20 protein-coding genes are annotated in these 25,238 nt (G+C 70.7%); 11 read left to right on the forward strand and 9 right to left on the reverse strand.

The features are described 5' to 3' along the window. Positions 1-58: 58 nt before the first annotated feature. Positions 59-1,654: an ABC-F family ATP-binding cassette domain-containing protein gene (locus ASE56_RS05745; RefSeq protein ID WP_056226151.1), complete on the reverse strand. Its 1,596-nt coding sequence runs from the start codon at positions 1,652-1,654 to the stop codon at positions 59-61. A 201-nt stretch (positions 1,655-1,855) separates the two neighbouring features. Continuing rightward, positions 1,856-2,524, reverse strand: a complete 669-nt coding sequence (locus ASE56_RS05750; protein ID WP_056226155.1) for an alpha/beta hydrolase — start codon at positions 2,522-2,524, stop codon at positions 1,856-1,858. An 85-nt stretch (positions 2,525-2,609) separates the two neighbouring features. Here ASE56_RS05750 and ASE56_RS05755 point away from each other — a divergent pair, with 85 nt between their 5' ends. Further along, positions 2,610-3,224 (forward strand): NUDIX hydrolase family protein, encoded by a 615-nt coding sequence (locus ASE56_RS05755; RefSeq protein ID WP_056226157.1) that lies wholly within the window; start codon positions 2,610-2,612, stop codon positions 3,222-3,224. 67 nt (positions 3,225-3,291) lie between these two features. Next, on the forward strand, positions 3,292-5,214 hold the full coding sequence (locus ASE56_RS05760; RefSeq protein WP_056226160.1) for a M3 family metallopeptidase: 1,923 nt from the start codon (positions 3,292-3,294) through the stop codon (positions 5,212-5,214). 73 nt (positions 5,215-5,287) lie between these two features. Here ASE56_RS05760 and ASE56_RS05765 read toward each other — a convergent pair whose 3' ends face one another. After that, positions 5,288-6,355, reverse strand: coding sequence for a low specificity L-threonine aldolase (locus ASE56_RS05765; RefSeq protein WP_056226163.1), 1,068 nt, complete (start codon positions 6,353-6,355; stop codon positions 5,288-5,290). 126 nt (positions 6,356-6,481) lie between these two features. Between ASE56_RS05765 and ASE56_RS05770 the strand changes: the two genes are divergently transcribed. Next, on the forward strand, positions 6,482-9,658 hold the full coding sequence (locus tag ASE56_RS05770; RefSeq protein WP_056226166.1) for a DEAD/DEAH box helicase: 3,177 nt from the start codon (positions 6,482-6,484) through the stop codon (positions 9,656-9,658). A gap of 64 nt (positions 9,659-9,722) precedes the next feature. Then, on the forward strand, positions 9,723-11,096 hold the full coding sequence (locus ASE56_RS05775; protein ID WP_056226169.1) for an MFS transporter: 1,374 nt from the start codon (positions 9,723-9,725) through the stop codon (positions 11,094-11,096). Here the strand turns inward: ASE56_RS05775 and ASE56_RS05780 are convergent. Together ASE56_RS05780 and ASE56_RS05785 are read right to left on the reverse strand one after the other, a co-directional pair. Further along, positions 11,093-11,800 carry an SDR family NAD(P)-dependent oxidoreductase gene (locus ASE56_RS05780; RefSeq protein WP_056226172.1) on the reverse strand — a complete coding sequence of 236 codons (708 nt, stop codon included), beginning with the start codon at positions 11,798-11,800 and terminating at the stop codon, positions 11,093-11,095. The genes ASE56_RS05775 and ASE56_RS05780 overlap by 4 nt on opposite strands. A 7-nt stretch (positions 11,801-11,807) precedes the next feature. Beyond that, positions 11,808-13,205: a DUF6421 family protein gene (locus tag ASE56_RS05785; protein WP_143017960.1), complete on the reverse strand. Its 1,398-nt coding sequence runs from the start codon at positions 13,203-13,205 to the stop codon at positions 11,808-11,810. A gap of 108 nt (positions 13,206-13,313) precedes the next feature. Between ASE56_RS05785 and ASE56_RS05790 the strand changes: the two genes are divergently transcribed. The 3 genes from ASE56_RS05790 (at position 13,314) to ASE56_RS05800 (ending at position 15,794) form a co-directional block, all read left to right on the forward strand. After that, the gene (locus ASE56_RS05790) at positions 13,314-13,802 is read left to right on the forward strand and encodes an Lrp/AsnC family transcriptional regulator (protein ID WP_056226175.1); all 489 of its coding nucleotides are present in this window, start codon (positions 13,314-13,316) and stop codon (positions 13,800-13,802) included. Between the two features lie 107 nt (positions 13,803-13,909). Beyond that, entirely contained in the window at positions 13,910-15,079 is a 1,170-nt protein-coding gene (locus ASE56_RS05795) for a sensor histidine kinase (RefSeq protein ID WP_056228262.1), read from the forward strand. Positions 15,080-15,143: 64 nt separating this feature from the next. Continuing rightward, entirely contained in the window at positions 15,144-15,794 is a 651-nt protein-coding gene (locus ASE56_RS05800; RefSeq protein ID WP_056226178.1) for a response regulator transcription factor, read from the forward strand. A gap of 12 nt (positions 15,795-15,806) precedes the next feature. Here the strand turns inward: ASE56_RS05800 and ASE56_RS05805 are convergent, their stop codons facing one another. Continuing rightward, positions 15,807-16,307 carry a hypothetical protein gene (locus tag ASE56_RS05805; protein ID WP_056226181.1) on the reverse strand — a complete coding sequence of 167 codons (501 nt, stop codon included), beginning with the start codon at positions 16,305-16,307 and terminating at the stop codon, positions 15,807-15,809. 82 nt (positions 16,308-16,389) lie between these two features. Here ASE56_RS05805 and ASE56_RS05810 point away from each other — a divergent pair, with 82 nt between their 5' ends. After that, positions 16,390-17,004 carry a 2-phosphosulfolactate phosphatase gene (locus tag ASE56_RS05810; RefSeq protein WP_056226184.1) on the forward strand — a complete coding sequence of 205 codons (615 nt, stop codon included), beginning with the start codon at positions 16,390-16,392 and terminating at the stop codon, positions 17,002-17,004. 9 nt (positions 17,005-17,013) lie between these two features. Here the strand turns inward: ASE56_RS05810 and ASE56_RS05815 are convergent, their stop codons facing one another. The 3 genes from ASE56_RS05815 to ASE56_RS05825 all read right to left on the reverse strand — a co-directional run bounded on the left by ASE56_RS05815 (position 17,014) and on the right by ASE56_RS05825 (position 19,021). Continuing rightward, on the reverse strand, positions 17,014-17,502 hold the full coding sequence (locus ASE56_RS05815; protein ID WP_056226188.1) for a SprT-like domain-containing protein: 489 nt from the start codon (positions 17,500-17,502) through the stop codon (positions 17,014-17,016). Positions 17,503-17,532: 30 nt separating this feature from the next. Continuing rightward, entirely contained in the window at positions 17,533-18,060 is a 528-nt protein-coding gene (locus ASE56_RS05820; protein ID WP_056228266.1) for a hypothetical protein, read from the reverse strand. A 94-nt stretch (positions 18,061-18,154) separates the two neighbouring features. Beyond that, on the reverse strand, positions 18,155-19,021 hold the full coding sequence (locus tag ASE56_RS05825) for a spermidine synthase (protein WP_056226191.1): 867 nt from the start codon (positions 19,019-19,021) through the stop codon (positions 18,155-18,157). Between the two features lie 41 nt (positions 19,022-19,062). Between ASE56_RS05825 and pxpA the strand changes: the two genes are divergently transcribed. The 3 genes from pxpA to ASE56_RS05840 all read left to right on the forward strand — a co-directional run bounded on the left by pxpA (position 19,063) and on the right by ASE56_RS05840 (position 25,186). Further along, positions 19,063-19,815, forward strand: coding sequence for a 5-oxoprolinase subunit PxpA (gene pxpA, locus ASE56_RS05830; RefSeq protein ID WP_056226194.1), 753 nt, complete (start codon positions 19,063-19,065; stop codon positions 19,813-19,815). Continuing rightward, positions 19,809-21,416 carry an urea amidolyase family protein gene (locus ASE56_RS05835; RefSeq protein ID WP_235556936.1) on the forward strand — a complete coding sequence of 536 codons (1,608 nt, stop codon included), beginning with the start codon at positions 19,809-19,811 and terminating at the stop codon, positions 21,414-21,416. Before pxpA ends, ASE56_RS05835 begins: the two co-directional genes overlap by 7 nt. 272 nt (positions 21,417-21,688) lie before the next feature. Then, the gene (locus ASE56_RS05840) at positions 21,689-25,186 is read left to right on the forward strand and encodes a DNA-directed RNA polymerase subunit beta (protein ID WP_056226197.1); all 3,498 of its coding nucleotides are present in this window, start codon (positions 21,689-21,691) and stop codon (positions 25,184-25,186) included. Positions 25,187-25,238: the final 52 nt, after the last annotated feature.

The raw sequence follows: 25,238 nt of genomic DNA on the forward strand, positions 1-25,238 counted from the left end.
GTTCGCCCGCCGCGGAAACCGCCTCTTCCCGGCCGGAGGGCGCCGCCCACACGCCCGCTTAGACCGGCTCCTCCCGCAACCTCCCCTCCCTGAGCTCGAGCCGCAGGTCCAGCCCGAGCCGCGAGAGGAAGGCGTCGTCATGGCTCACGACGAGCACCGCCCCGCGATAAGCCCGCACCGCGGCGACGAGCTGGTCGGCGGTGTCGAGGTCGAGGTTGTTCGTCGGTTCGTCGAGCACGAGCAGCTGCGGGGGCGGGTCCGCCAGCAGCACGCGGGCGAGGGTGACGCGGAAGCGTTCCCCTCCCGACAGCGACCCGAGCGGTCGGGTGACCGCGTCGCCGCGCACGAGGAACCGCGCCAGTCGATCGCGCACGAGCGGAACGGGCACACTCGCCGCCGCCGCGCACACCGTGTCGAGGGCGGATGCCGTGTCGTCGAGGCCGTCGAGGCGCTGCGGCAGATAGCCCACGTGCGCGACGCTCGCACGGGCGTGGATCGGTCCCTCCGCGGCCACGGTGTGGACGAGGTTCTCGAGGAGGGTCGTCTTCCCCGCGCCGTTTCGCCCCACCAGAGCGACGCGCTCGCGGCCCGTGACGATCCACTCGCGCTCACCGTCGCCCAGCGACATGATGCGCCGGCCCGCAGCATTGCCCGGATCGGGCAGATCGATGCGCACCACGTCGTCATCGCGCACACGGGCCGACGCCTCGCTCAGCGCCGCGCGCGCGGCATCCTCTTTCCCCCTCACCTCGGTGCTCAACCGGCCCGCGCTCACCTGGGCCGCGTCGGCTCGGGCTCCCGCGAGGATCTTGGGGACCCGCTTCTCGACCTGCGCCTTGTGCGCGACGCGCGCTCGCGTGGCGAGCTTGTCGTACGACTCGATGCGCTGCCGGCGCTCACGGCGCAGTGACTGAGCCGCGTCGCGCTCGGCGCGTACGGCGGCCTCCTGCTCCGCGTCGCGGTGGGCGCGCCACGCGCTGTACGGGCCGCCGACCACGTTGAGAGTGTGGTCATACAGCTCGGCGGTGGCATCCATCAGCTCCAGCAGGCCGATGTCGTGGCTGACGACGATCAGCGTGCCGGACCACCCCCGCACGAGATCGCTCACACGCGCCCGCGCGTCGCCGTCGAGGTCGTTGGTCGGTTCGTCGAGGAGCGTGATCCCGGCCGCGCGGACGCGGAGCCCGACGAGGGCGGCCATCATCGTCTCGCCACCCGAGAGCTCTCCGACCGTTCGATCGAGCGCATCAGGTGCCAGACCCGCCTCGGCGAGCAGGGCGTGGGCACGCGCCTCGACGTCCCAGTCGTCGCCGACGGCGTCGAAGTGGTGCGGTGCGACATCGCCCGACTCGATCGCGCGAAGTGCGGTGAGAGCCGTTTCGACGCCGAGAAGGGCGGCGACGGAACGATGCGGGTCAGCGGCGAGGCGTTGAGGGAGCATCGCGACCTCACCGGACGCCGAGACCGTGCCGGATGTGGGGGTGAGATGCCCCGAAGCCACCCGGAGGAGCGTGGATTTGCCGGCGCCGTTGCGACCGACGAGACCGGTACGGCCAACCCCGATCGCCCCCGAGATCCCGTCGAGGGCGACGGTTCCGTCGGGCCACACGAGGCGGACGCGGTCGAAAACGAGGGAAGGAGAAAAAGATGACAAGACGGAACTCCGATGACGCGGGGTGCGCGGACACCGGACCCGTCCGCATCAGCGGAGGGATGCCGAGAGGACGGCGGGTCGACGGGTCAGCGCGCGGACAGGGGCGCGGAAGCGTCGACGTTCTTCACCGGAGGAGACCTCGTTCTCGGGGACAGGAGCATTCACGATAGCCGACGCTCGGCCCGCGCGATACCCCCGCGGTCAGTGCGCGGCGGCACCGGCGCGGTCGGCCAGCCGTTCGTCGAGGAAGGTGCGCACGTCGTCGAGCTCGTCCTGGGAGATGGAGTGGGTGAGGCCCGGGTACACCCGGCCTCGGAGCTCGCTGTGGCGGGGCAGCCATTGCGAGGTCGCGTCGATCAGCAGCGGCGGGATCACGTCGTCCGCCGCGCCACGCCCCCAGAACACCGGAGGGCGCCGCTCCGCCAGGACGGCATCGCCGGGCAGCTCGCCACCCGCGGCGTACCCGGCGAGGACGACGGCGAAGGACACGGCATCCGGGTTCACACGGAGTGTCTGCACAGCGACCGCCCCACCCTGCGAGAACCCGAGCAGTCCCACGGGACTCTCGCCCACGGTGGAGCGGATCCAGGCCAGCACCGCGTCGGCCGCGCGGGTGACGGCGGCCGGATCGCGGCCGTCGAGGCCCTCGATCGGGTACCACGAGGCCCCGGGCATGGGCCACGGCGGGGACAGCGGAGCGCGCACGCTCGCGACGACGAAGGCGTCGGGGAGATATGGCACGAGACCGAACAGGTCGTTCTCGTCGGAACCGTAGCCGTGCAGCAGCACGAGAACCGGTCGGTCGCCGCGTTCCGCGGGCGGCACCGACCACTGCACGACGGATGAATCGAGGGAGGGCGTGGTGCTCATGCGGCCATTGTCGCAAAGGCCTCCGACATCGCCCCGCGGGGTCGGACACGCGGCATCCGGAGCGGAGCGTTGATATACAGGGAGCATGCCCGTGCGCACTCCCGATCCCGAACCCGGCGACAACGGCGATGAGCGCGAGCCGCTCTCGGCGTCCTTCTCAGGAGCTCAGGGGGGTCCCAACCCCAACCCGGGCTGGCTGAGCGAGGTCGAACTCGCCGAGGCGCGGCGACGCCTGCCGATGCTCTACGTCGAGGCCCTGCCGGTGCGCACCGATGGCATGGGCGCCGTCACCCAGGTCGGCATCCTGCTGCGTGCCACCCCGCTCGGCGAGATGACCCGCACCCTCGTCTCGGGCCGCGTCCGCTACGGCGAGACGGTGCGCGACGCGCTCTTCCGGCACCTCGAGAACGACCTCGGACCGATGGCCTTCCCGCTGCTTCCGCCCTCGCCCACGCCGTTCACGGTCGCCGAGTACTTCCCCCTCCCCGGGGTCAGCGCGTTCCACGACGACCGCCAGCACGCGGTGGCGCTCGCCTTCGTCGTCCCCGTCACGGGTACGTGCGAACCGCGCCAGGACGCGCTCGAGGTCACGTGGCTGTCGCCCGAAGAGGCGGCATCCGACGCCCTGTCCGATGAGATGGAGGGCGGCCGCGGCACCCTCATCCGTCAGGCGCTCGCATCGGTCGGCGCCCTGCGCTGACCCGGGAGGACGGGGTTCCGGCGCTCGGATGATTGCCTGTGTCGGAGGCCCTGCCTAGGGTCGAAGCATGCCGCATCCTCCCCTGGAACCCCTGACCCTTCCGCGCGACCTCGACGGGTGGCGAGCATTCGCCGAAGACCGTCCGACCGAGCGCCTCGCGCGCGTGGCCGAGATCGACGCCCGGCTCACCGCCGAGGCCGATCTCCCGCTGCAGGAGCGTCTCGCGCTGTGGAACGAGGCCGAGATCGCCCTGAGCGAGGCCGCTGCGCCCTCCCACCTGGTGAGCGAATCGCATCCCGATGGCGAGGTGCGGGACGCCGCAGAGAAGCAGGCGCAGGCGGTCGACGCCGTGCAGTCACGCCGGCTGCTGGACCGCGCGCTGTGGGGCGTCTTCGCCGATGCCACCGCCGACGGACTCGACTCCGACGAGCAGCGCCTGCTCGCCCAGATCCAGCGCGACTTCCGTCGCGGCGGCGTCGACCTCGACGAGGCCGACCGCGAGCGCGTGCGCGAGCTGACCGACCGCGACACCGAGCTCTCGTTGACCTTCTCGCGCAACATCCGTGAGGGCCGCCGCGAGATCCGCGTGCCCGCGTCGTCGCTCGACGGTCTCCCCGATGACTTCCTCGCAGAACACCCGGCCGATGCCGACGGGATGGTGACGCTCACCACCGAATACACCGACCTCATGCCGGTGCGCGAGTACGCGCGAGACCGCGCGGTGCGCCACGAGCTCATGGGGGCGTACAACGACCTCGCGTGGCCCGTGAACGAGCCCGTGCTCGCCGAGATGCTCGCCGTCCGTGCCGAGCGCGCGGCGCTGCTCGGATACGGCGACTGGGCCGACTACGAGACCGAGACCCGCATGATCGGTTCGTCGGCCGCGGTGAAGACCTTCCTCGAGAAGGTGGCGGATGCCGTGGCTCCCGCCGCCGCCGTCGAGTACGACCGCGTGCTCGAGCGTCTCCGCCGAGACGAGCCCACCGCCGACGCCGTCACGATCGCCGACTTCTGGTACGTCCTCAGCGCCCTCAAGCGCGAGGAGTACGACGTCGACTCGCAGCTCGTGCGCTCGTACTTCCGCTTCGACCGCGTGCTCGAGGGGGTCCTCGCGACCACCGCGCGCCTGCTCGATGTGGAGTACGTCCCCGTCGACGCGCCCTCCTGGCACGACGACGTGCGCACCTACGACGTCGTGCGCGGCGAGGAGCGCCTCGGGCGCATCCACCTCGACCTGCACCCGCGCGACGGCAAGTACAACCACGCCGCGTGCTTCGGTCTGGCCCCGGGCATCACCGGTCGGTCGCTGCCCGAGTCGGTGCTGCTGTGCAACTTCTCGCGCGGCCTGCTCGAGCACGACGAGGTGGTGACGTTCTTCCACGAGTTCGGTCACCTCGTGCACGACATCCTCGGCGGCCACCAGAAGTGGGCGCGGTGGACGGGCGTAGCGACGGAGTGGGACTTCGTCGAGGCCCCCAGCCAGTTGCTCGAGGAGTGGGCGTGGGATGCCGAAGCGCTCGCCGCCTTCGCCGTGAACGACGAGGGCGAGCCGATCCCGGCCGACCTCGTCGCACGCATGCGCACGGCCGACGCCTTCGGCCGGGCCCTGGAGGTCACGCGTCAGCTCGGCCACGCCACGACCTCCTACCGCCTGCACGTCGACCGGCCCGCCGACCTCGCCGCAGCCGTCGACGGCTACTACCGCGCCGCGAGCCCCGTCACGCCGCTCGACGGTTCGCACTCATACGCCGGGTTCGGACACCTGACCGGCTACGGCGCCTGCTACTACACGTACCAGTGGAGCCTCGTGATCGCCCGCGACCTGTTGTCGGCCTTCGGCGACGACCTGTTCGACGTCGACACGGCCACGCGCTATCGGCGCGAGATCCTCGAACCGGGCGGCACCCGTGACGCCCGCGACCTCGTGAAGGCGTTCCTCGGTCGTGAGCCGACCTTCGACGCCTACCGGGACTGGCTCGCCGGCGCGTGAACGTCGAGGGCCGCGGCATCCCTTTCCGGATGCCGCGGCCCTGGGTGCGACGTGAGCGCGTGGGGGCGCGAGCTCAGGCCGTCGTCTCGCGGGCGATCGCCGCGATGAAGGCGTCGATGTCGGCCTCGGTCGTGTCGAACGAGCACATCCACCGCACCTCGCGGCGCAGTTCGTCCCAGTCGTAGAAGCGGAAGCTCTGACGCAGGCGGTCGGCGACGCCGGCCGGCAGGATCGCGAACACGCCGTTGGCCTGCGTCGGCTGGGTGAACTCGACGCCCTGGATCGAGCCGTCGGAGAGACCCGCCTCGATGCCCTCGCGCAGGCGCTGCGCCATCGCGTTGGAGTGACGCGCGTTCTTCAGCCACAGGTCGTTCTCGAGCAGGGCGACCAGCTGCGCCGAGACGAACCGCATCTTGCTCGACAGCTGCATGTCGAGCTTGCGCAGGTACGTGAGCCCGGTCGAGGCCTCGGGGTCGAGCACGACGATGGCCTCGCCGATCATCGCGCCGTTCTTCGTCCCCCCGAAGCTCAGCACGTCGACGCCGGCGTCGCGCGTGAAGGCCCGCAGGGGAACGTCAAGTGCCGCGGCGGCGTTCGAGATGCGCGCGCCGTCCATGTGCAGGCGCATGCCGTGGCCGTGGGCGTGGGCGGCGAGCTCGCGGATCTCGTCGACCGTGTAGAGGGTGCCGAGCTCGGTCGACTGCGTGATCGAGACGACCAGCGGCTGCGCGCGGTGCTCGTCTCCCCATCCCCAGGCCTCGCGGTCGACGAGCTCGGGGGTCAGCTTGCCGTCGTCGGTCGGGACGGTCAGCAGCTTGATGCCGCCGACGCGCTCGGGAGCGCCGCCCTCGTCCACGTTGATGTGCGCGGTGGATGCCGAGATCACGGCGCCCCAGCGGGGGAGCATCGACTGTAGGCCGACCACGTTGGCGCCGGTGCCGTTGAAGACCGGGTAGGCCTCGACGCCGTCGCCGAGCAACGAGACGAACAGCTCCTGGAGGCGGGAGGTGTAGACGTCTTCGCCGTAGGCGACCTGGTGGCCTTCGTTGGCGGCGGAGATCGCGGCGAGGACATCGGGGTGGATGCCGGAGTAGTTGTCGGAGGCGAAACCGCGCACCGAGGAATCGTGGAGGGTGGTCACTCCTCCAGCGTAACGACCGGGGGACATGACCCTCCTCCCCAGGGATGCGTCTCGGAGCGTTCTCCCTTTTCGCCTCCCCGGCGGCGCCGGGATGTCGGTGGGGCCCGGAAGAATGGCGGAGTGCACATGGACCCCGAGGCGCTCAGCATCGCCGGCGAGATCTTCTCCCCGGCGGCGATGTCGCGCGCCGACCGGCTCCTCATCTACGGCTCGGTCGAAGTCGGCGACGTGAAGGCGTTCGACGGCGTTCTCGTCGTCTCCGCGCAGTCCTTCGGGGCAGCCGGGTACGAACACCTCGAACTGCGCGTGCCCACGGATTTCACGCGCGTGTCCGGCTGGTGCTCGTGCGGCCGTGGTCCCGAGTGCGAGCATTCGTGCGCCGCAGCGGTGGTGCTCTTCGACCGGATGATCTCGGCCGGCCGGCCGCCGCGCCCCGAGTGGCAGCGCACCCTCGACGAACTGCTCACGGTCGGCGCCCGGGTCGACGACGAGCAGGCCGTCGACCTGTGCCTCTTCCTCGCCATCCGGCGCGGGGGAGGCCACGGACGCAGCACCGCGCTGACGCTCACCGCCCGCCCCGGCATGCGGGGGACGCGCGGTACCTGGATCAAGGGGCGCGCCGGATGGTCGGGGCTGTCGCTCCTCTCCGCCGACCCGCGGGCGCGCGCCGCCCTCGACAGCTTGGGCCGCCTTGGCCGCTCCGGGAACGGCGCGTTCCTCTCCGACGAATGGATGCCGCTCTCCGCCGTCCCCCCGCATTCCCTCTGGATGCAGCTCGAAGCCGTCATCGCGGCCGGGGTGCCACTCGTGGCGGCCTCGGGCGCACATCACCCGGTGCGGATTCTCGAGCCCGAAATGACGGCGGCGGTCGCCGTCGACCGACGCGGCTCGGCCCTGCACGTGAGAGGGATCCTCGAGGGTGTCGACGACGACGTCGCGTCGCTGCCGTCGTGGGTGGTGGGCGACCCTGCCGTCGCCGTTGCTTTCGTGGCGGATCGCGACGGCGACGACGAGAGGTTCAGCATCGCGCGCCTGGCGACGCCGGTGACGGGGGCCGTCCGCGGGCTGCTGGCGCGACCTGGCGCCCTCGCCGTCGACGGGGGTTCCGAGGTGTTCATGCACGACTACCTTCCGCGCTTGCAGCTCGAGGCCCCCGTGGTGTCCCCGAGGGGCACGGTCGACCTGCCGCCTCCGCCACGTCCGGTCCTCGAGCTCGACCTCGGCCACCGAGGCGGTCGTGCGTCCATCACCGTCCGGTGGGATCGGTCGTCCACCAACGGCCGGCGCGACGCGGCGCACGAGTCCGCGGTGTGGGACGCCGTGGCGGCCATCGCGACCGAGCTGGGCGTCGGCGTTCCGCAACCTTTCCCCTCGGGTACCACCCCGCCCCGGGCGTGGACTCCCGCGGACGCGGCGATCTTCGTCGCCGAGGGCGTGCCGCGGCTGCAGACTCTGGCTCACGTCCGAGTGAACGTCGCCGACGGCGCCGCGCCCTCTCGCGCGGCGGCCGAGCCGGCTTCCGTGGAGCTTCGTACCGGTGACGACGACGGCAGCGACTGGTTCGACCTGCACGCGCGCGTCACGGTGGGCGAGACCGAGGTCGACTTCTCCGCGCTCTACACCGCACTGGTCGTGGGTGACCGGGCTCTCTTCCTGGACGACGGGTCATACGTCCGACTGGACACCCCCGCCTTCGACCGTCTCCGCGCGGTCATCGACGAGGCGCGGACACTCGCCGATCGCCCGGACGGCGCGTTAAAGCTCAACCGCTACAACGTCGGTCTCTGGGACGACCTATCCGAGCTCGGCCTCCTCGCGGCGCAAGAGGCGGAGTGGTGGCTACGCGTGCGTGGTCTCACCGACGAGGCGGCTCTCTCCCCTGTCGCGTCCCCCGCGGGTCTGCGCGCCACCCTGCGCGATTACCAACGCTCGGGCCTGGACTGGCTGCACTTCCTCCGCACGCAGGGGCTCGGGGGCGTCCTCGCCGACGACATGGGCCTCGGCAAGACCGTGCAGGCGATCGCGATGATGGAGGTCGCCCGCGAGTCCGACCCCGAGATGGCCCCGTTCCTGATCGTGGCGCCGACGAGTGTCGTGGGCAACTGGGCTCGCGAGTGCGCCGCATTCGCTCCGGGACTGCGAGTGGCGACCATCGCCTCGACGCAGGCGCGACGCTCCACCCCCCTCTCCGAGGCCGCCGCGGGTGCGCACGTGGTGGTCACGAGCTATGCGCTGTTCCGTCTCGAGCAGGAGCAGTACGCCGAGGTCGAGTGGTCGGGACTCGTGCTCGACGAGGCACAGCAGATCAAGAACCCCTCCTCGCGGGGCTACCGCGCGGCGCGCGCTCTCTCGGTGCCTTTCACGCTCGTCATCACGGGCACGCCGATGGAGAACAACCTGCTCGAACTCTGGGCCCTCATGTCTCTCGTGGCGCCGGGGCTTCTGGGCACTCGCGAGTCCTTCACCGCGATGTACCGCACGCCCATCGAGAAGCGCTCCGACTCCGCGCGCCTCGACCTGCTCCGCCGACGGATCCGCCCGTTCCTGTTGCGACGGACGAAAGAACTCGTCGCGTCCGAGCTCCCCTCGAAGCAGGAGACCGTGGTCGAGGTGACCCTGCACCCGACGCATCGCAAGCTGTACGACCGGCGCTTCCATCGCGAGCGTCAACGCCTCCTGGGCCTGCTCGACGATGCCGAGGGCAATCGCTTCGCGATCTTCCGCTCGCTGACGATGCTGCGCCAGCTCGCTCTCGATCCGGCGTTGGTCGACGAGGGAGAGGCTCCGTCCGCCAAACTCGACGCCCTCGTCGAACTCGTGACCGAGGCCGCTGCCGAGGGACACCGTGTCCTCGTCCTCAGCCAGTTCACGCGCTTCCTGCGCGCGGCTCGAGACAGATGCACAGAAGCGGGTCTTCCGTCCGGCTACCTCGACGGTGCCACCCCGCACCGACAGGTCGAGATCGACCGCTTCCGCGAGGGCGACGACCCGGCGTTCTTCATCTCGCTCAAAGCCGGCGGAGTGGGCCTCAATCTCGTGGAGGCGGACTACGTGGTGCTCCTCGACCCGTGGTGGAACCCCGCGGTCGAAGACCAGGCCATCGATCGTGCGCATCGCATCGGGCAGACCCGTCCCGTGATCGTGTACCGGCTCGTGGCCGCCGACACCATCGAGCAGAAGGTGGTGACCCTGCGCGAGACGAAGGCCGAGCTCTTCTCGCGTGTGCTCGACGGCGGCGAGGGCGAGACGTTCGGTGGCGGCACCCGCCTGACGGCGGCGGACATCCGCAGCCTCATCGACTGACCCCGAGGATCCGCCGTTCGACCGGCCCCTGGTCAATGTCGGACCCCCGGTCTACCGTGGCGCTATGTCCGAGAGTCCGGCCCCCGCCGCCCCGCTCGACGCGGTCGCGTCGTCCGGGCGCCGCACCTTTCTCGCGGTGCTCGTCAACACTGCCGCCGCCAACGTGACCACGAGCTTCCTCTGGTTCGCCCTCACGTTCTGGGTCTATCTCGAGACCCGCTCCGTCCTCGCCACCGGCATCGTCGGCGGTGCGTACATGTTGCTCCTCGCGGTGTTCGCGATGGTGTTCGGCTCGCTCGTCGATCGCCATCGCAAGCACCGGGTCATGGTGGTCTCCGGGTTCGTGACGCTCGTGGCGTTCCTGCTGGCGGGGGCGCTCTGGCTGGCGTTTCCCGAGGCCGCGCTCCTCGACCTGGGCGGACCGTGGTTCTGGCTCTTCTCGGGCATCATCCTCGCCGGGGCCGTGATCGAGAACCTTCGCAACATCGCTCTGTCGACGACCGTGACGCTCCTCGTCCCCGTCGAGCGTCACGCCAACGCGAACGGCCTGGTCGGCACCGTGCAGGGCCTCGCGTTCGTGGTGACGAGCGTGTTCAGCGGGCTGTCCGTCGGGTTCCTGGGCATGGGATGGACGCTCGCCATCGCGCTGGCGCTGACCGTCCTCGCGCTCGCCCACCTGTTGACGATCCGCATCCCCGAGGAGCGCCCCGCCGCCGGCACGGCTCCCGGTCCCGTCGTCGATCTCCGCGGGGCGGTCCGGGCCGTGCGCCGCGCCCCGGGCCTGTTCGCTCTCATCGTCTTCTCGACGTTCAACAACCTCATCGGCGGCGTGTACATGGCGCTCATGGACCCGTACGGCCTCGAGATGTTCGACGTGCAGATCTGGGGCATCGTCCTCGGGGTGACCGCGACCGGATTCATCGTCGGCGGTGGTCTCGTCGCGAAGTTCGGCCTCGGAAAGAACCCCATCCGCACGATGCTCTGGATCGTCATCGCGATGGGGGCTCTGGGGGCGCTCTTCACCCTGCGCGAATGGTGGTGGCTGTACGCGGTGGGCATCTGGGTCTACATGGCCCTCATCCCACCGGTCGAGGCGGCGGAGCAGACGGTCATCCAGAAGGTCGTCCCCTTCGAGACCCAGGGGCGCGTCTTCGGTTTCGCCGCGGCGTTCGAGTCGGCTGCGGCGCCCGTGACGTCGTTCCTCATCGCGCCGATCGCGCAATTCCTGATCATCCCGTACATGGACGCAGACGACGGCCGCGCGACGTGGGGCTGGCTGCTCGGCGAGGGGGAGTCCCGCGGCATCGCGCTGGTGTTCGCCGTCTCGGGGGTCGTGATGGTGATCGCGGGTGCGCTGGCTTTCGCCACGCGTTCGTACCGGACGCTCTCCCGGCAGTACCGGACGGCCGAGGTCAACGCCGAGGTGGGTGCGGTCTAGCCGCCGGCCTCGATCTCGATGACGACGTCGTTCCACGCCGCGGCGTCGTCGTCCCACAGGGCCACGACGGCCGCGGCCAGGGCGTGCTCGAGACCGTCCAGGCTCCGCACCCGGAAGATCACACCGGCGGCCGAGAGCTCGCGTCCCCCGTCTCGCGCGTGCTTCGCGTAGCCCTGCGCGGCGGCCCGCGTCCAGGCCTCGCTCGCGGCCTTCACCGCGGCGTAGTTGGCGCCCCCGGCGAGGGGCCGCGCCACGGCCGTGGACGAGACGATCGTCAGGCGTCCGGCATCCGAGGAGCGAAGATCGTCGTCGAAGGTGCGGCTCACGTTCCGCAGTGCGGTGAACGATCGCAGCAACACGGCGAGATCCTCGTCGCTCTGCCCGGCCAGCCCGCCTCCGCCGCGCCACCCGCCCACGAGGTGCACGACACCGTCGACCGGGCCATGCGCGTCGTTCACGCGCGCGCGCAGGTCCGCCACGGCATCCGGATCGGTCAGATCGCACTGGTCGGTCGCCGCCCCCGGGGCGGACGCGGCGGAAGCGGCCAGGCGGTCGGCGTTCGATCCGACGATCACGACGCGCGCCCCCGCCTCGACGAGGGCGAGCGCACACGCGCGACCGGCCGCGCTCGTTCCGCCGGCCAGCAGCACGAGTCGTCCCCGCACCCGCTCGTGCGGGACGGGTGCGGTCGCGAGGGAGCTCATGCGACGGTCAGTCCGTCCCGCGGATGCCCGCGGTCGACGCGATGACCGGGCGCATCTTCTTCTCGAGCGCTTCGAAGAACATCGACAGGGGGAACTCGTCGTCGAGCACCGCGTCGGTGTAGCCCTTCGGCAGCCCCGCGAGCACCTCGTCGGACAGTCCGCGCGCCCACACCGAGGCGGGGTGGGGTGTGACGACTCCGCGAACGAGATCGTATGCGGCGAGCCAGTGCGCGACCTTGGGGCGGTCGATCGAGCGCCAGTACAGCTCGTCGATCGCGTCGGCGAGGGCGATGACCGCGCCGGGCACCTCGTCCCAGTCGAAGGCGAGCGACGTGTCGGTCCAGTGCAGCACGCGGTGCTGGTGCAGCCAGGCGAACAGCAGCTGTCCGCCGAGGCCGTCGTAGTTGCGTACACGGGACCCGGTGATGGCGAAGCGGAAGATGCGGTCGAAGATCACCGCGTACTGCACGAGCTCGGCGTGCTCGAGCATCGCCTTCTCGGTCGCATCGAGGTCGTCGCGCGCCGACAGCCGCGCCTGCAGCGAGACGCACTCGCGGAAGGCGGTGAGGTCGCAGCGCAGCTCTTCGAGCGAGTAGAGGAAGAACGGCATCCGCTGCTTGATCATGAACGGGTCGAACGGAAGGTCGCCGCGCATGTGCGTGCGGTCGTGGATGAGGTCCCACATCACGAACGTCTGCTCGGTGAGCGACTGGTCGTCGAGCATGCGGGCGGCGGCCTCGGGGAGGTCGAGCTTGGTGATCTCGGCAGCGGCGCGGGTCACGCGGCGGTACCGCGCCGCTTCGCGGTCCTGGAAGATCGCGCCCCAGGTGAAGGTCGGAATCTCACGCATCGCCACGGTCTCGGGGAAGAGCACGGCCGAGTTCGTGTCGTAGCCCGAGGTGAAGTCGATCAGACGCAGTGAGACGAACAGACGGTTGGTGTACTCGGTCTCGAGTCGCGCGATGAACTCGGGCCAGATCGCCTCGACGAGCACCGCCTCGACGTGTCGTTCGTTGGAGCCGTTCTGCGTGTACATCGGGAACACGACAAGGTGGCGGATGCCGTCGACCCGGTGCTCCTGGGGCTGGAAGGCGACGAGGGAGTCGAGGAAGTCGGGCACGCCGAGGCCGGCGTCGCGCCACCGGCGGAAGTCGGCGACGGAGGCCGCGAGGTAGGACCGGTCGTGGGGGAAGAGGGGGGCGAGTGCCTCGATGGCGGTGATGAGGTCGTCGAGCAGGGGTGCGGCCGCGGCGGTGTCCTCGATGGACCCGTCCTTGGCCTGAAGTGCCTGCAGGGCGGTGGCCGCGCTCTTCAGCTGGATCCAGGCGGGGGTCTGCTCGACCGTGTCGACGCCGTGGTCGGCGATCAGATCGTCGGCGGCACGGGTGGGCGTGGCGATGGTCATGGCATCCTCCATTCTGTGCTGTAAAAATTCCTGTTAAACCTGGATTCTAACGGAAAACTTACGGATTCCGCCAGAGCGGCCCGCGGCGCCGCTGATACTGTCGACCGCATGACCGAGGCCTCATCCCGCGCCCCTCGCCTCGAGGACTCCGTCGATGCGGCCATCGTGCGAGAGATCTCCCTCGACGCGCGGGCGACGCTCTCGCACCTCTCGGAGCGCGTCGGGCTCTCTGTGTCGGCGGTGCAATCCCGTCTGCGCCGACTCGAGGCACGCGGCATCGTGAAGGGCTACCGTCCGATCCTCGATGCCGAGGCCCTCGGGCGACCCCTCGCCGCGTTCGTCGAGATCACGCCCCTCGATCCCGCGCAGCCCGACAATGCCCCCGAGCTGCTGGCCCACCTGACCCCGATCGAGGCGTGCCACTCCATCGCGGGCGAGGCGGCCTACATGCTGTTCGTCCGCGTGCCGACGCCCCGCGATCTCGAAGAGCTGATCCGCGACATCCGCGCCGCGGCGCAGGTCAACACGCGCACGACCGTGGTGCTCCAGACGTTCTTCGAGGCGCGACCGATCGAGCCCGCCGACTACCCGGCGTGACCCCCGGCCACGGGACCTGGTCCCGAGGCCATCCGCACGACGGCTGACGGCGGGATACATCCCGCGACGGATGCCCCGCCCCCGTCGGTCCGCGTAGCGTGGCCGTGATGTTCGCTCTGCGCCCGCTCACCCGCTATCAGCTGGTCACCGACCTCGGTATCGCCGTGGTGTTCTTCCTGGTGGCCATCGCGATCGAGCTCGTCGCGAGCGCCACCCCGATCGACAACGTCGCGGGATTCTTCATCGCGCTCGCCTTCGCGGGGGCGGTGGCTCTGCGACGGCTCCATCCGGGCCTCGCCCTCTGCGTGGCGTGGGCGGCCGCCCTCGCGCAGATGGGGTTCGGCCGGCAGCCGTCGCCGTCCGACCTCGCGATCTTCGCCGTCCTGTATACGACGTCGGCGTACGGCTCGCGGCGCGTGTTCTGGTTCGGCTTCGTCTCGGCGATCGTCGGAGCGGCCGTGGTTCCGCTGTACCTCGTGGGTCGCGGGCTGCAGGCCCCGCCGAACGGGAACGACTGGTTCGCCGTCATTGCGCTCTTCCTCGCGGCGGGCTTCGCGCTCATGCTGGCCTGGGTCTCGGGTGCACTGGTGCGCACGGCCATGAGGGCTGCGGCGAACAGCCGGGCTCAGCGGGCGGCCGAGGCCGAGACGATCGCCGAGCAGGAGCGTGTCCGCATCGCCCGCGACATGCACGACGTCGTCGCGCACTCCCTGGCGGTGGTCATCGCCCAGGCCGACGGTGCCCGGTACGCCGCGGCATCCGATCCGCGGGCGAGCGCCGAGGCGCTCACGACGATCTCGTCGACCGCGCGCGCCGCGCTCGCCGACGTGAGGTTGCTCCTCACGCAGTTGCGGCACTCGCAGGCCGAGGGGCCTCAGCCGACTCTCGCCGACCTCGAGACCCTCTTCCAGCGGATGCGGGCGGCGGGCGTGGCCCTCGAGGTCGAGGTCGACCCGTTGCCCCCGGGCGAGCCCCCCGCGGCCATCCAGCTCGCGGTCTACCGCATCATGCAGGAGGCGCTCACCAACGCCCTGCGGCACGGAGTCGACCCGCGCGTGCGCGTGCACCTGGGATGGTGGCCCGACCGGGTCGTCGCCTCGGTGCGCAATGCCCGGGCCACGGCATCCGTCCCCGCTCCGGCTAGCCCTCCATCGGGCGGGCACGGGCTGATCGGCATGCGCGAGCGTGCGCAGCTCGTCGGCGGTCACCTGACCGCGGGGCCCGAGTACGGCGAGTTCGTCGTGCGCGCCACCCTCCCGATCGGCTCCCCGCTGTGAACGCCCGAGCGAGAGGGCAGAGTGGATGCCGAGCCACCCCCGACCCGCGAGAGGAGCCGTCGTCATGACCGCCCCCGTCCGCATCGTCCTCGTCGACGATCAAGCCCTGTTCCGCGCCGGGATCCGCATGGTGATCGACTCGCAGCCCGACCTCGAGGTGGTGGGGGAGGCGTCGGATGGCCGCGAGGGCGTCGAGGTTGTCCGTTCCACGCGCCCCGACCTCGTGCTCATGGACGTGCGGATGCCGGTCATGGACGGTCTGGCGGCGACGGCCGAGATCCTGCGCGAGCCCGACGCGCCGCGGGTCGTCGTGCTGACGACGTTCGACCTCGACGAGGCCGCCGCCCGCGCGATCCAGGGCGGGGCCAGCGGGTTCCTGCTGAAGGATTCCGAGCCGGAGTTCCTGCTGTCGGCGGTGCGCACCGTGCACGCCGGCTCGGCGGTGATCGCCGCCGAGGCGACGCGCGAGCTCTTCGCCCACATCGCCGACGGCGGGGGAGGAGAGCCGGTTCCGGCGGCCTACGGCGCGCTGACCGATCGCGAACGCGAGATCTTCGCCCTCGCCGCGGCGGGGCTCAGCAACGCCGAGATCGCGGAGCGCGAGTTCCTCTCCGAGGCGACGGTGAAGACGCACATCAGTCGCATCCTCACCAAGCTCGCCCTGCGCGATCGCGTGCAGCTCGTGGTCTTCGCCTATCGCCACGGCCTCGCCTGAGCGGCGGGCGCCTCAGGCGTCGTCGTTCTCCGGGTCGTGCGCCCACGTGGGGGCGAGGGCCTTGATGCGCGTCGCGCGCCACTGCCACGTCGCCCAGAGCGCCGGCCACAGGGCCGGGGCCGCGGCGCCGCCGATGGTCAGTCTCTCTCGCCAGAGGGTGCGGCCGGGCTCTCCGGGGGCGGCCGACACCGCCATCTGGTGATCCCACACGTCGAGCACCGACAGCGGTCCGGTCAGGGGAACGCCCCAGTCGCGGAAGACGCGGACGCGCCCGTGTCCGTCGCTCGTCTCGCGGTCGGCGACCGAGATGAGCTGGCGACCCACCGGAACGAGGCCTGCGACGCTCATCTGTACGGGAACGTCGTCGCCCGATGAGAACGAGGTCGGCATGTCGCCCAGAGCTTCCACGTCGAGGAGCGGACCGTACAGCTCCGCGACGGCGCGGGGGGAGTGCAGTGCCCGCCACGCGGCGTCCGGGTCGCAGTCGATGACGAACTTCAGCAGGATGCGCATGACCTCGATCGTGCCCGATCCGGGCCGTCGGTGGGCACGGCTTGACGCGAGGGGTGCACTCCGGGCGTTTTACGATCGAGGGATGCCGTCTTCTCCCGCCCTCGCCCAGTCCGACTACCAGGTGCGTCTGGACTGGGGCCGCTCGGGGCTGGAGCGTCTCGCCCCCGCTCACATCGCCATCATCGTGCAAACGCTGGGGCTCTCGATGCGCGCGCTGGACGCGATCGAGGACGGCGAGACGTTCCCCCTCGAGGGTGATGAGGCCGCGGGACTCGCGCTCGCGGCGGGGAGCGACGGCGCCCATGTCGTCGTCGGCGGACTGCGCAACGCGGCCGCCGTCGCCGCCCACGTGCTCGAGGTGCAGCGGTCGCGAGGTGAGCGCACCAGCATCTCCGTGGTCGCCGCCGGTTACCCCGACGACGACGGCCTCCGCTTCGCCGTCGACGACCTGCTCGGCGCGGGCGCCGTCATCGCCGCTCTTGGAGATCTCGGGATCGACCACGCCTCTCCCGACGCCGCCGTCGCGGGAGAAGGATTCCGCGCCCTCGGCGGAGCGGTCCGGCACCTGCTGACGGCCAGCGGCACCGGCCGCGCCCTCGCCGCCGACGGTCGACGCGAGGCGGTGCTCGCCTCGGCCGCGCGCGATGCGGCATCCGTCGTCCCGATCCTGCGCGACGGGGTGATCGTCTCGGCCTGAGCCCTCGCCCTAGCGGGGTGTCGAGGCCGCGAGCCGCGTCGCGCGGCTGATGTCGCGGTGCACCCACGACAGAGCGAAACGCGGGTCGAACGACGGGGCGCACTTCGCGCACGAGGTGGGCCGGGTCGCACGCCGGTGCCGATAGGCGACGTGGCCCGCCGGGCACGTGCCGACCCACGGGGCGAGTTCGTTGGCGGTCTCGCCGGCGTGGGTCGTCCCGCCCACGTAACCCAGCTCGCGTGCCGTCCGCTTCCACACCGGTCCGTGCCCCGCGGCCGGGCCCGCGACGGCGTGCGCGATCTCGTGCAGCAGCGTCTGGTGATTCGTGTCGTCGTCGTAGCGCGCGGAGAGGTAGCGCGAGACGCTGATGCGCTGACGGCCGTAGTCGCACAGGCCCGCGCGCCGCTTGGCGTTGTCGAAGGCGAAGGTCCACGACGGATCGAGGTGGAGGGCGATCAACGCCTCGGCCCAGATGCGGACGCGCTGCAGATCGGACATGAGCGGAAGCCTAGAAGGGACCTACGACACTCAGCTCGCGACGACCTCGCGCGTGCGGCGACGCTCCGCGGCGTCGATCGCGAGCAGGGTCGATTCGAGCTGCGCGTCGGTGGCGCCGGCGTTCTGCCGCAGGAACAGCGCCTGCTTGAAGTCGCGGCGGGCGGCGTCGAAGTCGCCCTCGTCGTAGTGCACCTTTCCGCGGTGCTGGAGGGCGAAGGCGGCGATGCTCGCCCAACCCTGCCCCTCGGCCTCTTCGGCGCACATGGTGAGTTCCTGCTCGGCGGCGGCGTAGGCCCCGCGGCACTGCATGATCGTCGCGTGGAGGATGCGCGCGCGCAGCAGATCGCGACGGGTGCCGGCCATGCGGGCGACCCGGACCGACTGCTCCGAGATCGCGAGCGCCTCGTCGAATCGGTCGAGCACCTTGAGGAGCCACACCCGCTCGAGGAGGGCGTGGAGGCTGCGCTGGGAACCGATCTCCTCGAGACGTTCCGCGCACTCACGGGAGTCGGTGACCTCGCGCAAAGTGTCGGGGTCGTACCCGTGGATGTAGCTCACCATCGCTCCTCTCGTTCCGGCAGGACTTCCAGTGTGCGCCGCACGGGCGTCGAGGGGTGCCTCGCCACGCGGTCGGGCGGCGAAGACGCCGGGATCATCTCTCGAACAGGGATGCCGAGGGCTTCGGAGACGCGGTCGCATCGGCGTCCGTGGCCGGTCGCGACCCGCGTATGAACTCCTCGATCTCCGCGCCTTGAGAGACCTTGGCGGGGTGGGGGCCGGCCGCCATCAGTCGCGGGAGCCACTCGACCGGCAGGGTCGCTGCGGAGGCGGCGACGACGAGGTTGCCGAATCGGCGTCCCTTGAGCACCTGCACCTCGGCGAGGACGATGACCTCGGGCAGGACCTCGCGGATCGTGGCGACCTGGCGGCGGGCGAAGGCCAGTCCGGGTCCGTCGGACACGTTCACCAGGAGCACCCCCTCGGGCGCGAGCAGGGCCGCCGCCTCGCGGTAGAACTCCACGGTGGTGAGGTGGGCGGGGGTCTGCGCGCCGGAGTACACGTCGCTGATGAGGAGGTCGACGGCACCCGAGAGCCCCGCCGGCAGTCTCGACAGCCCGGCACGCGCGTCGCCGATGCGCACGCGAATCGACGCGCCGCGGGGGAGGGGGAGGTTCTCGCGCACGAGGTCCCACAGCGCCGGCTCGAGCTCGATGACCTGCTGGCGCGAGCCCGGTCGGGTCGCCTCCACGTAGCGCGGCAGCGTGAGGGCGCCCGCGCCGAGGTGGACCGCGGTGAGGGGCTGTCCCGGCATCCGGAGTCGATCGATCACGGCGCCCATGCGCGCCACGTACTCGAAGTGCAGGTGCGTGGGGTCGTCGAGGTCGACGTGCGACTGGGGTGTCCCGTCGACGACGAGCTCCCATCCCGACACGAACCCCGAGGGCGAGACTCGGGCGAGGGCGCCGTCGGACAGCCGCGCGGTCGGGGCGTCGTCGGGTTCGATGCGCATGCGGGCCATGAACCCACGCTAGGCCCTCGGGGCGGCGGTACCGTGGCCGCATGCGGGTGGATCTCAACGCCGACCTGGGCGAGACCGTCGACGGAGTGCCGACGGCCGACGACGACGCCATGTTCGCGGTGATCTCCAGCGCCAGCATCGCTTGCGGCGGGCACGCGGGGGATGCCGGCGCGATGCGCGCCTCCGTCGAGAGGGCGGGCCGTTTCGGGGTCGCCGTCGGCGCACACCCCTCGTACGAGGACCGCGAGAACTTCGGTCGCGTGGCCCGCTCGCCCGGCTCCGCCGATCTCCGCGCGAGTGTGATCGGGCAGATCGCCGCGCTCGCCGCGGCCGGTGCCGACCTGCGGTACGTCAAGCCGCACGGGGCGCTTTATCACGCGGTCACCGTCGACCGACGGCAGGCCGACGCGGTCGTCGCGGCGGTGGCCGACCACTCCGCGCGGCTCGGACGCGCGCTCCCGATCCTCGGCCTTCCCGGCGCGATCGCCGAGGCCGCGGCATCCGCGGGTCTCCCCTTCGTGCCCGAGGCCTTCCTCGACCGGGGGTACACGGCGACGGCGACGCTCGTGCCCCGAGGGTCTCCCGGCGCGCTCGTCGACGACCCGGCCCTCGTGGCCGAGCGGGCGGTGCTCCTCGTACGCGACCGAGAGGTCGAGGCCGTCGACGGGACGCGGCTCGCCGTCGAGGCCGCCTCGCTGTGCCTGCACGGGGACACTCCCGCCGCCGTGGCGATGGCGCGGGCCGTGCGCGCGGCCCTGGACGACGCGGGTGTCGAGGTGCGCGCTCCGTGGTGACGCTGCGGGCGATGGGCGAGAGGGCCGTGCTGGCCGAGGTCGCCGATCTGTCCGCTGTCGTGCGGTTGCACGCCGCGCTCGCCGCGGATCCGCTCGACGGCGTCGACGATCTCGTGCCCGCCGCGCGCACCGTGCTCATCGCCTTCGATCCGCTCCGCACCTCGGCGTCCGCGGTCGCCGCGTGGGTCCGGGCGGCCGCGACCGGGGATCCGGATGCCGCCCGACCCGGCCCCCTCGTCGAGATCGCGACGCGGTACGACGGCGCCGACCTGGACGACACGGCCGAGCTGCTCGGCATTCGAGCGGACGAACTCATCGCGCGCCACGGCGCCGCGGAGTGGATGGTGGCCTTCACCGGCTTCGCGCCGGGGTTCGCCTATCTCGTGAGTGCGGACTGGCCGTTCGACGTCCCTCGACTCGACCGACCCCGCCTTCGCGTCCCCGCCGGAGCCGTGGGTCTCGCGGGGGCGTTCAGCGGGGCCTACCCCCGTGACACCCCGGGCGGCTGGCGGCTCATCGGGTCGACGGATGCGGTCCTCTTCGACCCCGAGGCCGTCGACCCCGTCCTCTTGGCGCCTGGCAGCCGCGTGCGGTTCGTCCCGCTCCGCGAGCGCGCGCACGTCGTCGGGCCGCGGGAGCCCGACAACACGACTCCGACGAGCGGACGACCGGATGCCGCGGCCTTTTCGTCCGCGGGTGATTCCTCGCCCCATGTGGCGCGTTCCTCGACCGCCGGGGCGGCGCCGGGCCCGGCGCTCCGCATCCTCGCCCCCGGTCCGCTGGTCACGGTGCAGGACCTCGGCCGACCCGGTCGAGCGGCGCTGGGGGTGGCTCGCTCGGGCGCTCTGGATCGCGGCGCCCTGCGCATCGCGAACCGTCTCGTCGGAAACGCTGAGAGCGCGGCGGCTCTCGAGATCACGCTCGGCGGGTTCTCGGCGCGAGCCGTACACGACTGCTGGGTCGCGGTGACCGGTGCTGTCGCCGACGTGCGCGTCGACGGGCGCGGCGTCTCCGCCTACGCGCCGGTGCGGCTCGCGAGGGGTGCAGAGCTGACGATCGACCCCGCCCGCGCGGGCCTGCGGGTGATCCTCGCCGTCCGCGGGGGAGTGGCCGCCGAGTCCGTGCTCGGCTCGCGCTCCACCGACGTTCTCGCGCGACTCGGCCCTCCACCCCTCCGTGCCGGCGACCTCGTGCACGCGGGATTCGCGACCGGGGAGGTGCCCGCGGTGGACGGGTTCCCCTGGTCGATTCCCTCAGCCGTGCTCGAGGTGGGGCTCCGGCCGGGGCCGCGGGCGGACTGGTTCACCCCCGCCTCCGTCGATGCGCTGACCGATGCGTCCTGGACCGTGTCGACCGACATCGACCGCATCGGCATCCGTCTCGACGGTCCGGTCCTCGAGCGCACCCGTCGCGACGAACTCCCCAGCGAGGGCATGCGTCCGGGAGTGCTGCAGGTTCCTCCGCACGGGCGCCCGGTGATCCTGCTCGCCGACGGTCCCGTGACCGGGGGCTATCCCGTGATCGGGGTGATCCCGGATGCCGCCCTCGACGCTTTCGCACAGGTGCGGCCGGGTGACCGGGTGCGGTTTCGCCGGGCCTGACGGGGCGGGAGCGAGGAATGCCGGGCGAGCGCACGCGGTTATACCGCAGGTCCGAGAACGCGTCAAGAATTGGACTGGACACGGCGAGTCCTCCCGCGTATGCTTGGACTTTGCGCTCCTCGATTCCCCCTGCCCTCATATGGTGGTCGGCTGAGCCTGCGCGTCCCCGCTTCACCGCGGTGTGCGACGTGCAGGTTATCGGGGCAGGAACGCACTCCACCTGACGACAAGGAATCACGAGCCCCTCGCCCGGGCTTCTGGAGGTTATTCCCTTGGCTGCTGCGAGCAACGCATCCACCACCACCACCCCGAAGAGCGGACGCGGCGCATCTCGCCTCTCGTTCGCGAAGATCTCCGACAAGCTGACCGTTCCCGATCTGCTCGCGCTGCAGACCGAGTCGTTCGACTGGCTCGTCGGTAACGAAGCATGGAAGGCGCGCGTCGCCGAGGCTCAGGCCGCCGGTCGCACCGACGTCCCCGAGATCAGCGGACTCGAGGAGATCTTCGAGGAGATCTCGCCGATCGAGGACCTGAGCGAGACCATGCAGCTCTCGTTCACGAACCCCTACCTCGAGCCGGAGAAGTACTCGATCGAGGAGTGCAAGGAGCGCGGCAAGACCTACGCCGCCCCGCTGTACGTCGAGGCCGAGTTCATGAACCACCAGACCGGTGAGATCAAGACCCAGACGGTCTTCATGGGCGACTTCCCGCTCCAGACCAACAAGGGCACGTTCATCATCAACGGCACCGAGCGTGTCGTCGTGTCGCAGCTCGTGCGTTCGCCCGGTGTCTACTTCGACAAGACGCCCGACAAGACCTCGGACAAGGACATCGTGTCGGCGCGCGTCATCCCCTCGCGTGGTGCCTGGCTCGAGTTCGAGATCGACAAGCGCGACCAGGTCGGCGTGCGCATCGACCGCAAGCGCAAGCAGTCGGTCACCGTCTTCCTCAAGGCCCTCGGCCTGACCAGCGAGGACATCCTCGCCGAGTTCTCCGGTTTCGACTCCATCGAAGAGACGCTGTCCAAGGACACGATCCTCACGAAGGAAGACGCCCTCCGCGACATCTACCGCAAGCTGCGTCCGGGCGAGCAGGTCGCCGCCGAGGCTGCGCGCGCGTTGCTGGACAACTTCTACTTCAACTCGAAGCGCTACGACCTCGCGAAGGTGGGTCGCTACAAGATCAACCAGAAGCTCGGTCTCGACAAGCCGCTGAGCGACTCGGTCCTGACCGTCGACGACATCGTCGCCACGATCAAGTACCTCGTCCGCCTGCACCGCGGTGACGTCACGTTCGACGGCGTCCGCGGTGGCCAGGCCGCCGAGATCCGCCTCGACACCGACGACATCGACAACTTCGGCAACCGTCGTATCCGCGCCGTCGGCGAGCTCATCCAGAACCAGGTCCGCACCGGTCTGTCGCGCATGGAGCGTGTCGTCCGCGAGCGCATGACCACGCAGGACATCGAGGCGATCACGCCGCAGACCCTGATCAACGTGCGCCCCGTCGTCGCCGCGATCAAGGAGTTCTTCGGAACCTCGCAGCTGTCGCAGTTCATGGACCAGAACAACCCGCTCGCGGGTCTGACCCACAAGCGCCGCCTGTCGGCGCTGGGCCCCGGCGGTCTCTCGCGTGAGCGTGCCGGCGTCGAGGTCCGCGACGTCCACCCCTCGCACTACGGCCGCATGTGCCCCATCGAGACCCCTGAAGGCCCGAACATCGGTCTGATCGGCTCGCTGGCCTCGTTCGCCCGCATCAACGCCTTCGGTTTCATCGAGACCCCGTACCGTCGCGTCGTCGACGGCCGGGTGACCGACCAGATCGACTACCTCACCGCCAGCGAAGAGAGCGACCACATCGTCGCTCAGGCCGGTGTCGCCCTCCAGGCCGACGGACACTTCGTCGAGGATCGCATCCTCGCCCGTCGTGGTCAGGGTGGCGAGGTCGACCTCTTCCCGAACGACGAGATCGGCTACATGGACGTCTCGCCGCGCCAGATGGTGTCGGTCGCGACCTCGCTCATCCCGTTCCTCGAGCACGATGACGCCAACCGCGCCCTCATGGGTGCGAACATGCAGCGCCAGGCCGTGCCGCTCGTGCGCAGCGAGTCGCCCGTCGTCGGTACCGGTATGGAGGGCTTCGCGGCCATCGACGCCGGTGACGTCGTGACGGCCGAGAAGTCGGGCGTCGTCCTGGAGGTCTCGGCCGACGTCGTGACCATCCAGCTCGACGAGGGCGGCACGCAGGACTACTTCCTGCGCAAGTTCGACCGCTCCAACCAGGGCACGTCCTACAACCAGCGCGTGGTCGTCTCGGCCGGCGAGCGCATCGAGGCCGGCGAGGTCATCGCCGACGGTCCCGCGACCGAGAACGGCGAGCTCGCGCTCGGCAAGAACCTCCTCGTGGCGTTCATGACCTGGGAAGGTCACAACTTCGAGGACGCGATCATCCTCAGCCAGGACCTCGTGAAGGACGACACGCTGTCGTCGATCCACATCGAGGAGTACGAGGTCGATGCGCGCGACACCAAGCTCGGCAAGGAGGAGATCACCCGTGATCTCCCCAACGTCAGCCCCGACCTGCTGAAGGACCTCGACGACCGCGGCATCATCCGCATCGGCGCCGAGGTCCGCCCCGGTGACATCCTCGTCGGCAAGGTCACGCCCAAGGGCGAGACCGAGCTGAGCGCCGAGGAGCGTCTGCTCCGCGCGATCTTCAACGAGAAGAGCCGCGAAGTCCGTGACACCTCGCTGAAGGTGCCCCACGGCGAGCAGGGCACGATCATCGCCGTCAAGGAGTTCAACGCCGAAGACGGAGACGACGAGCTCGGCTCGGGCGTCAACCGCCGCGTCGTGGTCTACATCGCCCAGAAGCGCAAGATCACCGAGGGCGACAAGCTCGCCGGTCGCCACGGCAACAAGGGCGTCATCGCCAAGATCCTCCCGATCGAGGACATGCCCTTCCTGCCCGACGGCACGCCGGTCGACATCATCCTCAACCCGCTCGGTATCCCCGGTCGAATGAACTTCGGTCAGGTCCTCGAGCTCCACCTCGGCTGGATCGCCCAGCAGGGTTGGAAGGTCGAGGGTACCCCCGAGTGGGCCGCCCAGCTGCCCGAGTCGGCTCGCGAGGCCGCCCCCGGCACGAAGGTCGCGACCCCGGTGTTCGACGGCGCCTTCGAGGCCGAGATCGCGGGTCTGCTCGACTCGACGATCCCCAACCGCGACGGCGACCGCATGGTCGACTCCACGGGTAAGACGCTGCTGTTCGACGGTCGCTCCGGCGAGCCGTTCCCGGCGCCCATCTCGGTCGGCTACATGTACATCCTGAAGCTGCACCACCTCGTCGACGACAAGATCCACGCGCGTTCGACGGGCCCGTACTCGATGATCACCCAGCAGCCGCTCGGTGGTAAGGCGCAGTTCGGTGGTCAGCGCTTCGGTGAGATGGAAGTGTGGGCGCTCGAGGCCTACGGTGCCGCTTACGCGCTGCAGGAGCTCCTCACGATCAAGTCCGACGACATCCTCGGCCGCGTCAAGGTGTACGAGGCCATCGTCAAGGGCGAGAACATCCAGGAGCCCGGCATCCCCGAGTCCTTCAAGGTGCTCATGAAGGAGATGCAGTCGCTCTGCCTGAACGTCGAGGTCCTCTCGGCCGACGGCACCGCGGTGAACCTGCGCGACACGGATGACGACGCCTTCCGCGCTGCGGAAGAACTCGGCATCAACATCTCCAGCCGCTTCGAGTCCTCGTCGATCGACGAGATCTGAGCTTCCAGCTCAGCGACCCAGCTCAGATTTCAGAGAATTCCGACACAGGAGA

The organism is Microbacterium sp. Leaf203 (genome assembly GCF_001421275.1).
Classification (GTDB): domain Bacteria; phylum Actinomycetota; class Actinomycetes; order Actinomycetales; family Microbacteriaceae; genus Microbacterium; species Microbacterium testaceum_A.

What these genes read in the sequence shown, in the direction of transcription:
- ASE56_RS05750 (WP_056226155.1), bottom strand. Translation starts at nt 2,524, where the DNA reads ATGAGCACCACGCCCTCCCTCGATTCATCCGTCGTGCAGTGGTCGGTG.
- ASE56_RS05755 (WP_056226157.1), top strand. Translation starts at nt 2,610, where the DNA reads ATGCCCGTGCGCACTCCCGATCCCGAACCCGGCGACAACGGCGATGAG.
- ASE56_RS05760 (WP_056226160.1), top strand. Translation starts at nt 3,292, where the DNA reads ATGCCGCATCCTCCCCTGGAACCCCTGACCCTTCCGCGCGACCTCGAC.
- ASE56_RS05770 (WP_056226166.1), top strand. Translation starts at nt 6,482, where the DNA reads ATGGACCCCGAGGCGCTCAGCATCGCCGGCGAGATCTTCTCCCCGGCG.
- ASE56_RS05775 (WP_056226169.1), top strand. Translation starts at nt 9,723, where the DNA reads ATGTCCGAGAGTCCGGCCCCCGCCGCCCCGCTCGACGCGGTCGCGTCG.
- ASE56_RS05780 (WP_056226172.1), bottom strand. Translation starts at nt 11,800, where the DNA reads ATGAGCTCCCTCGCGACCGCACCCGTCCCGCACGAGCGGGTGCGGGGA.
- ASE56_RS05785 (WP_143017960.1), bottom strand. Translation starts at nt 13,205, where the DNA reads ATGACCATCGCCACGCCCACCCGTGCCGCCGACGATCTGATCGCCGAC.
- ASE56_RS05790 (WP_056226175.1), top strand. Translation starts at nt 13,314, where the DNA reads ATGACCGAGGCCTCATCCCGCGCCCCTCGCCTCGAGGACTCCGTCGAT.
- ASE56_RS05795 (WP_056228262.1), top strand. Translation starts at nt 13,910, where the DNA reads ATGTTCGCTCTGCGCCCGCTCACCCGCTATCAGCTGGTCACCGACCTC.
- ASE56_RS05800 (WP_056226178.1), top strand. Translation starts at nt 15,144, where the DNA reads ATGACCGCCCCCGTCCGCATCGTCCTCGTCGACGATCAAGCCCTGTTC.
- ASE56_RS05805 (WP_056226181.1), bottom strand. Translation starts at nt 16,307, where the DNA reads ATGCGCATCCTGCTGAAGTTCGTCATCGACTGCGACCCGGACGCCGCG.
- ASE56_RS05810 (WP_056226184.1), top strand. Translation starts at nt 16,390, where the DNA reads ATGCCGTCTTCTCCCGCCCTCGCCCAGTCCGACTACCAGGTGCGTCTG.
- ASE56_RS05815 (WP_056226188.1), bottom strand. Translation starts at nt 17,502, where the DNA reads ATGTCCGATCTGCAGCGCGTCCGCATCTGGGCCGAGGCGTTGATCGCC.
- ASE56_RS05825 (WP_056226191.1), bottom strand. Translation starts at nt 19,021, where the DNA reads ATGGCCCGCATGCGCATCGAACCCGACGACGCCCCGACCGCGCGGCTG.
- pxpA (WP_056226194.1), top strand. Translation starts at nt 19,063, where the DNA reads ATGCGGGTGGATCTCAACGCCGACCTGGGCGAGACCGTCGACGGAGTG.